General features: G+C 62.2%; 10 protein-coding genes. 2 read left to right on the forward strand and 8 right to left on the reverse strand.

The window, feature by feature from the left end; all coding sequences use genetic code 11:
* Window positions 1-36: 36 nt before the first annotated feature.
* From trfA to ACWKV7_RS17810, 3 genes are all read right to left on the reverse strand, one after another.
* Window positions 37-654: a plasmid replication initiator TrfA gene (gene trfA / locus ACWKV7_RS17800; RefSeq protein ID WP_483859037.1), complete on the reverse strand. Its 618-nt coding sequence runs from the start codon at window positions 652-654 to the stop codon at window positions 37-39.
* A 62-nt stretch (window positions 655-716) separates the two neighbouring features.
* The gene (locus ACWKV7_RS17805; protein WP_483859038.1) at window positions 717-998 is read right to left on the reverse strand and encodes a DNA-binding protein; all 282 of its coding nucleotides are present in this window, start codon (window positions 996-998) and stop codon (window positions 717-719) included.
* Between the two features lie 459 nt (window positions 999-1457).
* A complete protein-coding gene (locus ACWKV7_RS17810; RefSeq protein ID WP_483859039.1) occupies window positions 1458-2477 on the reverse strand; it encodes an AraC family transcriptional regulator in 1020 nt (339 codons plus the stop codon).
* 110 nt (window positions 2478-2587) lie between these two features.
* Between ACWKV7_RS17810 and ACWKV7_RS17815 the strand changes: the two genes are divergently transcribed.
* Window positions 2588-3421 (forward strand): metal-dependent hydrolase, encoded by an 834-nt coding sequence (locus ACWKV7_RS17815; protein WP_483859040.1) that lies wholly within the window; start codon window positions 2588-2590, stop codon window positions 3419-3421.
* Between the two features lie 133 nt (window positions 3422-3554).
* On the opposite strand, the gene ACWKV7_RS17820 is transcribed toward ACWKV7_RS17815, so the two are convergent.
* The gene (locus ACWKV7_RS17820) at window positions 3555-4487 is read right to left on the reverse strand and encodes an alpha/beta fold hydrolase (RefSeq protein ID WP_483859041.1); all 933 of its coding nucleotides are present in this window, start codon (window positions 4485-4487) and stop codon (window positions 3555-3557) included.
* A 66-nt stretch (window positions 4488-4553) separates the two neighbouring features.
* On the reverse strand, window positions 4554-5219 hold the full coding sequence (locus tag ACWKV7_RS17825; protein WP_483859042.1) for a TetR/AcrR family transcriptional regulator: 666 nt from the start codon (window positions 5217-5219) through the stop codon (window positions 4554-4556).
* Between the two features lie 88 nt (window positions 5220-5307).
* Here ACWKV7_RS17825 and ACWKV7_RS17830 point away from each other — a divergent pair, with 88 nt between their 5' ends.
* The gene (locus ACWKV7_RS17830; RefSeq protein WP_483859043.1) at window positions 5308-6159 is read left to right on the forward strand and encodes a hypothetical protein; all 852 of its coding nucleotides are present in this window, start codon (window positions 5308-5310) and stop codon (window positions 6157-6159) included.
* Between the two features lie 15 nt (window positions 6160-6174).
* Here the strand turns inward: ACWKV7_RS17830 and ACWKV7_RS17835 are convergent, their stop codons facing one another.
* The 3 genes from ACWKV7_RS17835 to ACWKV7_RS17845 all read right to left on the reverse strand — a co-directional run bounded on the left by ACWKV7_RS17835 (window position 6175) and on the right by ACWKV7_RS17845 (window position 12395).
* Complete coding sequence (locus tag ACWKV7_RS17835) at window positions 6175-8916, reverse strand: winged helix-turn-helix domain-containing protein (RefSeq protein ID WP_483859044.1); 2742 nt, start codon at window positions 8914-8916, stop codon at window positions 6175-6177.
* 195 nt (window positions 8917-9111) lie between these two features.
* Complete coding sequence (locus ACWKV7_RS17840; RefSeq protein WP_483859045.1) at window positions 9112-10479, reverse strand: DUF1329 domain-containing protein; 1368 nt, start codon at window positions 10477-10479, stop codon at window positions 9112-9114.
* 32 nt (window positions 10480-10511) lie between these two features.
* The gene (locus tag ACWKV7_RS17845; RefSeq protein ID WP_483859046.1) at window positions 10512-12395 is read right to left on the reverse strand and encodes a DUF1302 domain-containing protein; all 1884 of its coding nucleotides are present in this window, start codon (window positions 12393-12395) and stop codon (window positions 10512-10514) included.
* Between the last annotated feature and the right edge of the window lie 203 nt (window positions 12396-12598).

The following is a 12598-nucleotide window of genomic DNA, read 5'->3' on the forward strand; positions in this document are numbered from 1 at the left end:
GGTTGCTGGTCTTGCCATGGTTCACCTCGTTAGAGTTTATCGCTTAACGGGGTGTCCACGATTGCTGGGCAAGATCAGCCCCTTGCGAATCTGCAACCGCTTTTCCCAATCGATCAACGCATACTCGCAATTGCCATAGAGGAGCCGCCACCTGGGATCGATAGAGATCGTGTAGCACTCACGCGCTGGGTCATATGCAAACTTGTCGATCATGTGCAGGGTCTCGGCCTTACCGACTTCAAGCTTAGGCTTGCCTTGCTTGGTCGTCTCGATAACAAGCATCGCAAAGGTCAGAGCCTTCATCGTTCGATGCAGCCATTGGTACTCGTAATTTCCGGTCTTCCTGCCAATGGCTTTCAGTAGCCTGGCACGGTTGATAGGCACAGGTTCTCCTAGCGGACCTTTTGTCGCCTCGTGCATCAACTGCATCCAAACATCGGCCTGGGTTTCATCGAGCTGCTCGCCCCAGAACGTGATTACTGCATCTTTCCGACTGACCAGCATGCTCGCCTTGTGCATCTGCTTGGGCCCACGGGCCACAGGGGCAAATAAGCTGGAGCGGGCAATATGGTTCGGCATGGCCCGGTAAATCTCGTGAAGACCAGGCAAGAACAGTTGTCGAGGAGCAGGCTTAGCCAGATCCTTAACCGACACGGATCTCCGGATACGCTCCACTCGTGCCGCAAGCGAAGCCGGAGAGACTGAAACCTCTCGGCTCATCGAACCAGGCGCCGCTGACGGCTAACCTGCTCGGCCTTGCTCGGCCGCCCGCGTCGAGTCTTTTCCTGGGGCACAGTGGAAGCAATGGCATCCACACTGACCACATGCTCTGCCAGCCACTGCTCGACATCCTCTACCCGCCACAGCAGCCTCTTGGTGCCGGGCAACCGACAAATCGGCGGAAGAGCCAGGGGATTGCGCGTAACGTCGCTACGGATGCTCGCGACTGACTTTTGCAGATAGATGGAAAGTTGATCAACTGTAAGCAGAGCTTGCATGGCCTGGCACTCGTCTCAGCCAGATCACGACTCGTGCTCATGGCTGCATTGGTTTGCGAATGCCGCCAGACTCGTGCAACACAATTCTGCACTCACGGTACGGTTTGCGAAGATTTCTTACCAAACGAGGGGCTGCTGGTGGATGCACAAGGAGTCAGGGCCTTGGGCAATCAGCAGCTAGTTCAGTGACGGGGGTGCCGGCCAGCTGCATGAAAATAGCCCCCGGGCTTCGGCACAAATCTGGCACACCTAGACTGCAAAAGCCTGCAGAACACCGATAAACGATGCAATGCACTGCTCACACCCAAACCATTGATATAAAAGAAGAAAAACAGATAAACCCAGAAAAATCAGTCACTTGGAAAATCAGTGATTTGCGCAGTTGCACTGCAAGGGGCCGACAGGGAAGGTTTCGCGGATCAGGGCGGGTTGGGCAGTGTTCATCGGAGGTCCTCGTACTCAAGGGTCGGCACGGTAATCGCTCGGCAACTTGCCCGTCCACTTCTTGAACGCGCGGCGGAAGTTGGAGGGGTCGTTGAAGCCGAGCAGCAGGGCGATTTCGAACAGCGGCAACTGGGTGCTGCCGAGGTATTGCAGAGCCAGGCGTTTGCGCACCTCGTCCAGCACCTGCTGGTAGCTGGTGCCGAGCCCGGCCAGGTGCCGGCGCAGACTGCGGCCGCTGGTGTGCAGCGCGCGGGCGGCGTTGTCCAGGTCGGGGAATTCGCCGGGGCGGGCCAGCAGCAATCGGCGCAGGCGCGTGAGCAGCGCCTCCTCCACATCGAGGCTGGCCAGCAGCGCCTCGCATTGCTGCTCGCACATCTGCACCGTGGCCGGGTTGGCCAGTGCCATCGGCCGATCGAGGTAGGCGCTTGGCAAGCAAACGCGGTGGTAAGGCTGATCGAAGGCCACCGGCGCTTCGAAAATCTGCTGGTAGCGCGCGGCATGGGGCGGCGCCGGGTAGGCGAAGCCGAGTTCGAGGCCCCGCAGCGACTCGCCGACCAGGAAACGGGCGATGCCGTGCAGGCTGCCCACCAGGGCCTCGGCGGCGAAGCAGGAGAGCGCGCCGAGCGGCATGGACTCGCTGGCCCGCAGCTCGACCCGATCCCCCAGCTCCACCAGTTCCAGCTCGAAGGACAACCCGAGCACCCGGTAGTACTTCAGGGCGAACTGCATCGCCTTGCCCAGGTTGGCGCTGGCCAGCACCGCGTAGCCGAGAATGCCGTGGGTGGATACGTTCAGCCGCTGGCCGAACAGCAGCCCCAGCGCCGGCTCTCGGCAGCCAGCCAGGGCGGCGCCCGCCAGTTGATGGAAGGTAGCGAACGACACCCGCCCGCCGGGGTTTTCCAGGACCTCGGGGCGGACCCCGCCGCTGGCGAACAGCTCATCGCGCGACAGCCCCAACTCTTCCGCCTGCGCGATCAGCGCCGCGACATAGGCGAGCGGCACCAACTCGGCGGAGAAATCGAAGGCGTGTTTCATTGGCAGGCGCTGGCCGGATATGACTCGAAGAATGGCAGAAGATAACCTTGTCCGACAAAAGCCGGCAAGCCCATAGTGGACCATGGTCCCAATGTCCCCGAGGAGTCAGCATGGCCAGCACTACACCGCCCGGTTTGCAGATCCGGCCGCGTCAACCGGACTTCGACCTGCCCGACCCGATGCCGCGGCACTGGCACAGCGGCGATGCCTTCAAGACGCACTTCTTCAATGCCATGTCTGTGCTGTTTCCGGACGGCGAGCGTTTCTTCATCGATTCGGTGAGACTATTTCGCGAAAAGATCGACGACCCGCTGCTGAAGGAACAGATCCGCGGCTTTATCGGCCAGGAGGGTCACCACAGCCGCGAACACCTGGAGTACAGCCAGCGCCTGCGGGAGCAGGGTTACGACATCGACCGCCTGGAGAAGGGCCTGCAACGTCGCCTCGGGTTCGTGAGGAAGCATGTCTCGCCCGAGCTGCAGTTGGCCGCCACCTGCGCCACCGAGCACCTGACGGCGATCATGGCCGACGCGCTGCTCACCGATCCCGCCTGGATGGGGGGCGCCGACCCACGCCTGGCCCGCCTATGGCGCTGGCATGCCCTGGAGGAAACCGAGCACAAGGCGGTGGCCTTCGACGTGTTCCAGCAGATCAGCGGCAGCCGCTGGCTTCGGCGCCGGGCGATGCTGCAGAGCACCTTCTTCTTCTTTCTCGATACCACCAAGGGCCTGGTGCAGATGCTCAAGCGCGACGGCCTGCTATGGAACTGGCGCGTCTGGCGCGACGGCCTGATCTGGCTGTGGGGCAGGAACGGCATCTACCGCAAGCTGATCGGCGTGTATTGCGATTTCTACAAGGCCGACTTCCACCCCTGGCAGCATGACAACCTGCATCTGGTGGAAAAGTATCGCCTGGAGTTCGACCCGCAACCGGCAGGGGCCTGAATTCGCAGCGTCAGAAGGTGCCCGCAGGCTGGCATCGAGGAGCGCAGCGACGAAGCCCAACGAGGCCGCGCCAGACTTCAAACCCTTGTTGGGCTTCGCTCAACGCCAGCCGCGCTGCCCCGGCTGGCCAGCATCAATCGCGCAAGAATGCCAGCGCATCCGCCGCTGTCTGCTGGGGAATTTCCTCCATTGGCACATGCCCGACTCCAGCATAGGTACGCACCCGGATTCCCGGCAGGTCGCGCTGCCACAGCGGTACATGCCCGGGGGAAATCCAGCGATCGCGGTCGCCCCACATCAGCAGTGTCGGGGCCTTGATCTGCGCAACCCGCGCAGGCGTGCCCGGCAATTCGTCGCGATTGGCGGCCAGCAGCACACGGAAGATTTCCATCATCGCCCGGCGATTGCCGGGGCGGCGGGTCAGGTCGTAATAGCGTTCCACCAGACCGGGCCGGATACGGGCCGGATCGCCATAGACCTCCTGGATTCCCCGGGCGAGCAGTGCCTGCGGCATCCACAACGGAGCGATCCAGGGCGAACCCGGCAGCCCCGCCACGGCGATCATCCAGGGCACTCGCTGCATGTGGTAACCGGCGGGGTCGACGAGAATCAGCTTGTCTACCCGCTGTGGCTGCGCCAGAGCGAAGTTCCAGGCGATATAGCCCCCCAGGGAATTCCCGGCGATGTGCGCCCGCTCGACACCCAGGCAGTCGAGCAGCAGGCCGAGCACGCGCAACATGCGCTCGGCAGTGTATAGACCGTCGCGGGCCGGGCCGGTCAGGCCGAAGCCCGGCACGTCGAACCGCACGATACGGTAGTGCGCCTGCAGGTCGTGCACCCAGCCGTCCCAGGTATGCAACGAAGAAACCACGCCATGGATCAACACCAGTACCGGCTTGTCGCGGCTGCCCTCGTCGCGGTAGTGCACGGAAAAGCCGTCCAGTTCGACGAAGCGCGAGCCGCTTTCCGAGTGGGCGTAGCGGGCCTTCAGTCGCTCCAGGGGCAAGGCACCGAAGCCCAGGCGGGATAGCAACGGCGGGCTGAGGGAAAGGCTGGAAGCGGACATGGGCACCTCGTGTTGTTCTTATGGGATGACCTATCAGAACACGCACGGCGCCGGCTGACGCCCAACCTAGGTTGAGCCTGGGCAGAGCGCAGCTATCAAAAGATCGCCCAATACACGCTTGGCCTTTTCCACCTCATCGCGGCGGGCAGCGCTGCTGAGCAACTCCAGGGAAGAGGCTTCCAGGGCCCAGATCAGCGCGCGATAGGTGAGCGGGTCCTGGGCCGCGCTGCCGTCCAGGCGCTCGCCGAGCAGGCGCACCATTTCCAGGTGGGCCCGCTGGCGATGGGCGGCCAGCGGCGAGTCCGCGCGCAGGGCTTCCTCCTGCATCAGCCGAATGATCGGCCCCACCGCCAAGTGGTAGTCGAAGAAGCGCTCGACCATGCTGCGCAGCCAGGCCTGGGGGCTGCCGGCAGCAGGCTGCATTTCACGAAAACGCGCCAGCAGCAGCGATACGGCAGTCTGGTAGATGCCTTCGAGCACCTCCATCTTGTTGGCGAAGTACTTGTAGAAGGTACGTCGCGACACCTTGGCCGCCTCCAGCAGGTCGTTCACGGTGGTTTCGGCCAATCCCTTGCGGGCGAATACCGGAATCGCCGCCAGTTGGATGTTGGTGCGCTGCAGATGCCCGACCAGCGGGCCCTCCCCCGCCTCGCCCTGCTGCCGGGCCACGGCGTTGTAGCCGCCAAGGTCCTCGAAGACCGCGCGGATCGCTCCGGATTCGGCCATGTCCATGTGCGTGCTCTCCCAACCAAGGCGCGGGTGACGCCGCCGAGCGAGCTGGCTACTCTTGGCCACGCCCTTTCGCCGGATTCTGTTGTCGATGAAGCTAACACGCCATTTGCTCTGCCCGCTGGCCATCCTTTTGCTGGTTGTCGCGCGCCCGCTGCTGGCGAACGAGCTGTTCTACCTCGGCCAGAAAATCCCGGATATCCAGAAGCCCTGGAACAGCGCCGACTACCACTTGCTGATCGGCGCGCTGCGGCAGATCGATACCACCCAAGCCAACGCCCTGCCACGGCGCAGCGGCGAATTTACCGGGCCGATCTACCGGCGCATGGTCAGCGAGGAGAACTTCCGGCCGCAGCTGAATATCTATGCGCCGCTGGAGCTGAGGCAGAACGAAGCGCGTGAAGTGCTGTTCGCGCTGAAAGAGTTGATGCGCCTGTACTTCGACTTCCGCGCCGCACAGCAACCCTACGGCAGTGAGGCGCTCGGCTTGATGACCTACTCGCTGCGCCAGCAGGCCATCCTGTTCACCCTGACCACCGAGTTCTGGATGACCCTGGCCGAGCGCGAACAGAGCAGCCCGGTGCGCCTGCAAGGCCTGCAGGAAACCAAGGCGGCCGCCGCCATGCTCATTTCCAGCGCACTGGACTACCTCGACCTGACCCGGCAATTCGGCCGCCAAGAGCTGGTGACCTATGGCGCGGAATTGAGCCAGCAGTTGCCGGAACTGTTCGTGCACCTGCGCGGCGAAGTACGCGATGAACTGCTCCAGCGGATTTCCCGACTGGCCGAGCAGCATCCCTATGGCGAAGTGCGCACCAGCCTGGCCGGCGCACTGCCGGTCTTGACCGCCATCCAGGCCGACATGCAGCAACGCCTGGCCGAGCCGGTCGCGCCGAAAAAGCCCACCGCCACGCTCGACCTGACGCCTCCGGAGCAACCCTAGCCCCGTCGGCAAACCTCAGCGCAGCAGGCCCAGCGCCTTGGCCCGCGCCACCGCCTGGGTCCGCCGCTCTACCCCGAGCTTGCTGTTGATATGACGAGCGTGGGTCTTGACCGTATGCAGAGAGATGAACAGCCGGTCGCTGATTTCCTGGTTCGAGCACCCCTGCGCGATCAGCCGCAGCACCGCCAATTCCCGGCTGCTCAGCGGTTCGGCCGGCGCCTGGGCATCGGCCAGTTCCAGTTCGTCCTGAGGGGTAGGTAACAGGGCAAGCAGCTCATCACGGGCCGGACAATCGGACCAGGCCTGCAACTGCTCGCGGAACCAGTCGGGACGATGCACCAGCAGCTCGCTGAACGGCAGCAGGCCGCCACCGATCGCCGCATCCAGGCTCGCCGCCAGCATTTGCTGGGCCTCGCGCTCGCGCCCGAGGGTCAACAGCAAAAGGCTCAGTTGCACCTCGGCAATCACCCCGAGCAGATGCCCACCGATGGTCTTGGCCTGGATGCTCAACGCCCGCAGACGGCGCTCGGCCCCCTGCAGGTCGCCCTCGATGCGCTCCAGGGAGGCGCGCTCCAAGCCGATATGCAGCGGCAACTGCGGGTGCAACTCCGGTGCGGCAGCCGCCCCCTCGCCGCCATAGGTGTCCGCCAGCCGCGCCAACCAGGCACCGGCCAGCTCCCGTTGGCCCTGGGCCAGCCATAGCTCGCATTTGACCAGTGTGATGATCGCCAGGTAGTAGACCGGCGGTACATCCCAGATATGCATTAACCGCTCCGCCTCGGCGAGCTGGGCGAAGGCCTCGGTCAGGCGCCCGGCGCGCCCATCCATGCTGGCCAGCACGCAATGGCCGATCAGCAGGCTGACGTCCCGGCAGGCGCGCGCCTCGGCGATGCCGGACAGCAGCACTTCCCGGGCCGCCGCCGGCTGCAGGCGGATGCTCAGCAACAGGCCCTCGTAGAGACTCAGCCGCGCGCGCACCGCGTAGCGTCGTTGCGCCGGCAGATCGCGCAGGCGCTCCTTACCCAGCTGCACCTCCTCCAGCGCCCGCACCACCTCGCCCCGGGCCTGCAGGACACGGGCGCGGTCGTAGTAGGCCAGCGCCTCGAACAGGGGATTGCCGATACGCTGGGCCAGCTCCAGGGCTTCCCGGTTGAGTCCACGGGCCCGCCACAGATCGCCGCGCACGATGGCCAGGTTGGCCAGGTTCGACAGGCACATCAGGCGCTGGCCGTAGCGGTTCTGGGGCAGCACCGCCAGCGCCTCGCTGCAATAGAGTTCGGCACGTCGGCCATCGCCACGCCCACGAGCGATCACGCCGCTCAGGGCCAACCACTGGGCCATCAGGCCCTGCTGCTCGGAGGCAGTCGCCGCGGGCAGGAAGCGCGCCAGTTTGGCCGCCAGCTCCTCGGCCGCATCCAACTGGCAGGCCAGCGCCAGCGCCCAGCCGTAAAGCAGGATCAAACGCGGCGTGCTGACCAACAGGCTGTCGGGCAGGTCCATCTTCCAGCGCAGCAACATGGCGACGTTCTGCTCGCCAAGCAACTGCTCCTCGGAAAGGTTCTGTACCAGGCTGGCCGCCACGTCCGGCTGGCCGGCACGCAAGGCCTGCTCGACCGCCTCGTGCACCAGCCCCTGCTCGCTGAACCAGCGACACGCGCGCAGGTGCAGGCTCGCCAGCGGCAGCGATAGCTCGGTTGCCGGCCGCGCGCGCAGCAGATCGGAGAACAGGTGGTGATAGCGATACCAGTGCCCGTGCTCGTCCAGCGGCACTAGGAATACGTGGTGCGCCTGCAAGTGCTGGAGGATGGAGGCGCTGTCATGGCTCTCGCGTACCGCATCGCACAGCTCGGCACAGAAGCGCTCAAGGTAGGCAGTCTCGTAGAGGAATGCCTGCACAGCCGCCGGCTGCAGGTCGATCACTTCCTCCAGCAGGTAGTCGCGGATCAGTCCCTCGGCGCCATGGGGCTCGCTTTCCGGCCCTTCCTGCATCGGCGCATCCTGCTTGGCCAACAGCCAAAGGCGCAGCCCGGCTACCCAGCCCTCGCTGCGCTGCAGCAGGCTTTCCAGGGCCTCGCCCTGCATCGTCGCGCCCTGGCTGGCCAGCAGTTCGCCAACTTCCTCGGCGGTCAGGCGCAGATCCTGCTCATGCAGTTCGAGCAGTTGGCGGGACAGTCGCAAACGCGCCAGATGCCAGTCAGGGCGCTGCCGACTGGTAACCAATAGCAGCATGCCGCTCGGCAGATGGTTGAGGAAGAATTGCAGACAACGGTCCAGCACAGGCCCCTGAGCCAGGTGATAGTCATCCAGCACGAGCAACACCGGCGCTTCCGGGTCGAGGCGACCGGACAACTCGTCGAGCAGGCCGTCCAGCCACTCCTCGAAGGCAAACGGCTGATGACGCTGGCGCATCTTCAACAGGCCAAGGGCTTCGTCGCCCAGGCCCGGAAAAAACTGCCGCAGGCCATCGAGCATGCGTTCGAGAAAGCGCCCGGGATCGCCATCGCGCTTGCTGAGCCCGAGCCAGAGGCTCTGCCACTGATCGGGCAGACGCTCGCAAAACTCGATGGCCAGCGAGCTTTTGCCAAAGCCGGCCGGCGCACTGACCAACAGCAGGCGGCCATCCAGGCCCATGGCCAAGCGCTCGCACAACCGCGGCCGCGGCACATAACCGGCCGGCAGCGGAGGTCGAAAGAAGCGCGCCTCCACCGAAGTCGGCGCAGGACAGGCGACATTTCGCAGACTCGACAGGTCAGTCATCGCTAGGTTTTGCCCACTCCGTCGCATTTAGGATAAACGCAGAGCAGCCTAGACCCTTAAGGCACGCATTTGAAGCCCCAGCGGCTACCCGGGCCGGACGCGGCTTCTGCGTACTCGCCCGACCGTTGGCGCCAAGACAAGTTGCAGGCAATAAAAAGCCGGCCCGAAGGCCGGCTCTCTTGGCGCGAAACGCTGTTAGCGCACGCCAGCCTGACGCAGTGCGGCAGGGGTGTAGTCGCTTTCCGAGGCGGTGTAGTTGAAGTCGTAGGCTTGTTTCTCCTCGTTCTTCATACCCAGCGCCAGGTAACGGCCGGACAGCAGGTCGTACAGGGCTTCCAGGGTGTACCACGGCACTTGCTGGTCGTAGTAGTACTGGGCATGGGCCTCGGCAACGCGCCACAGGGTACCGCGACCATCGTAATGATCGATCTCGGCGGCCTGCCAGGTGTCCTCGTCGATGAAGAAGTCACGCTTGGCATAAATGTGGCGCTCGCCCGGCTTCAGGGTCGCGGTCACATGCCATACGCGGTGCAACTCGTAACGGGTCAGGTCCTGGTTGATATGGCCAGCCTTGATGATCTCGTCGTACTTCAGCTTCGGCGAGTCCAGCTGGTAGCTGTTATAGGGGATGTACAGCTCCTGCTTGCCGACCAGCTTCCAGTCGTAACGGTCGGGAGCACCGTTGAACATGTCGAAGTTGTCGGAAGTACGCAGGCCGTCGGCGGCGGTGCCCGGACCGTCATAGGACACCTGCGGCGCACGACGCACACGACGCTGGCCGGCGTTGTACAGCCAAGCCAGACGCGGCTCCTTCACCTGATTGAGGGTCTCGTGCACCAGCAGCACGTTACCGGCCAGACGCGAAGGCGCAGTTACCCGCTGCTTGAAGTAGAACAGCACGTTGCTCTGCTTGCTTGGATCGTAATCCTTCAAGGCATCACGGAAGGTGAACTCGTCCTGGAAGTACACCATGCTGTAGGAGCCGTTCGGCTGCGGGGTCGCCTGGGTCACCAGACGGCGCACGCTGCCACCGCGATAGCGGGTGATATGGTTCCAGATCACTTCCAGACCGTTCTGCGGGATCGGGAACGGGTTGGCGACCTGGAAGTTCTCCAGGCCGTTGCCGCCCTCGACCATCTTGGTGTTGACCGCATTCTGCTTGGTAGCGGCCAGCACCTTGTCCGGCAGGGTAGCGCTGCGATGGCTCGGGTAGACCGGCAGCTTGTAGGTATCCGGATAGCGCTTGAACATGGCCTGCTGACCGGGGGTCAGCTTGTCCTTGTACTGGTCCATGTTCTGCGCGGTGATGGTGAACAGCGGCTGCTCGTTGGCAAAAGGATTCGCCAGGAAGCCACGGGGATCGACGGCACCGGCGTTCTTCGGCAGGCCACCGGTCCACTCGGGAATGCTGCCATCGGCATTGCCGGCCTTCTCGGCGCCAACCGGAGTCAGGGTAGTGCCCAGCTTGGCCGCTTCCTCGGCGGAAACCGCCGCCATCACACCGGTAGCCAGCAGCGAAAGCGCCAGCACACCAGTTTGCAACAGACCTTTTGTTGTTTTCATCTGCATAGTCTTCCTCGAAATTCCTAGGCCGCTTAGAAGTTCACGCCGAAGCTGAGCGATACAAAATCGCGATCAACCGAGGTGTTGTACTTGCCACCGAAGAAGTCGGTGTAAGCCAGGCTGGCGGTATAGGTGTTCTGGTACTCGGCATCCAGACCCAGGCTGATAGCCTTGTTGCCTTCGTTGAACAGGCCGTTCGGACCATAACCGTCGACGTCATGGGACCAGGCGATGCTCGGACGCAGGTTGATACCGGCGATCGCATCGTTGTAGTCCCAGATAGCGCGGGCGCGGTAACCCCAAGAAGTGCTAGTTACGAAACCGTCGTCTTCGCAGTATTTAGTAAGATTTTCAGCATTGGGATTATTACCCAAGCTACCGAAATTCAACGCTCGGCAGCTAGGCATTCCACTAGTTGTACCCGGTAGAGGGCCAGGACCGTAAATTGGATCCCGCCCGTAACGCGCAGTGGAAGAGCTTTCTAACCCTCCTACATGGGCAATACCAATTTCACCAACTAAAGTTAGACGGCTAGCCCCCATCACCCTATCAAAGAAGTGAGTAAAGGTTGTTTGAAATTGGGTAATTTCTTTTCGGTTATAACCATGCAATGTTGTATTAGGAATGCTTGCCAGCGATCCCCCTAAGATAGAAGCATTGGGTATCAAGGGGCGAATACCGGCATACAGCACATCGGTAGTATTCAATTGTACTGGCGCATTGGGACGATAACTAATCTCTCCACTCCAAGCGGTACCGGTTGGTAGTGTGGTAGAAAAGCTCAATCCATAAAGACGAATATCCTCTGGGTATTCGATGAAATAAGATGAGTTTCCAGCAACAACGAGCGGCCCCAACGCTCCAAAGCCCGCCGCAGCCGTATACACCGACTGGCCCGGCGCTTGGGCGCTGAAGATAGGCCCACGGCTATGATAGTTCATGAAGTACAGGCCAAACTCTGTATCCAGCGGTTGTGCAAAATAACGTAATGCAGCGCCCCACTGACCATCATCTCTGGGGTCGCGATCACCGGAACGACGTACAATCACCCCTTCGTCAGGGCTACCCCAAGTTACACCGTTTGCTTGCAGTGCAGGAATAAAAGCACCCGCCCCAGCAGCAATAACCTGATTTCTGGTACGCAAGACCGCCAGATTTTGGTCACAACCATCCTGAAAAATATCCGGCTGTGCGAAGAAAGTTCCGCAGTTGTCGATAACTGTCTGGTCCCACTCCAACTGGTAGAAGGCCTCCATGGAGAGGTCTTCCGTCAGGCTCTGGGACACGTAGAACATATTGACCGGAATCAGGCCTTCCTTGATTTCGGAGCCTGGGCGACGGAATGCGGCGGCATCGACCGGGTTGATTGAGTTGATGGAGTTACCGATGAAGGTACTTTCACCCCAGCTCACTACCTGCTTGCCGAGACGCACCGAACCCGGTTGATCGCCGATGGCATAGTTGTGATAGACGAATGCGTCGAGAATCTGCGCGCCGGAAGCTTGGGCACCTTCCTTGCGGTTGTGGTCGTCGATGTCCTTGTACAGGCGTTCTTCGTCCTTCAGTTCGAAGTCGTACCAGTACTTGCCGCGTACGAATACGCCGGTGTCCTTGTACTTCAGTTCGAGGTCGTGAATGCCCTTGAAGATTTTCGAGAAGGTTTCGCCCTTCTTGAAGTTCTGCCGGGAGTCGTCGGTGGTCTGGGACAGGCCGTCGCCACCGTTGTTGAAACCGATCAGATCCGGATCAGCGCGACGCACCGACCAGCTGGCACCGACGGACAGGGCGGAGTCGAATTGACCTTCGATTTCCCCGATATTGAAAGTCACGCCGAATGCCGGAGCGGCGAGAGTGGATGCGAGGCTGACGGCCAGCGGCAACTTTGCCAGGCGCCAGAACGGTTTTGTTGATGTCATCGACGCTACTCCATGTGTTTTTGTTATGGATGCTGCGGACTATAGCCAGCAGGTATCACCGCTTGATCGCTCTAAAGTGTGATTTGCAGTCCCCAGGAACTCTGGCCCGCCGCTTTCACCGGGTGTAATCCGAGTGCAGAGGGAGCCAGGGCGACAGCGAAACAGCAATTAACAAGCCAAACGCTTGTTTGACTGATCAGTCA

It is taken from the genome of Zestomonas ipomoeae (genome assembly GCF_057128665.1).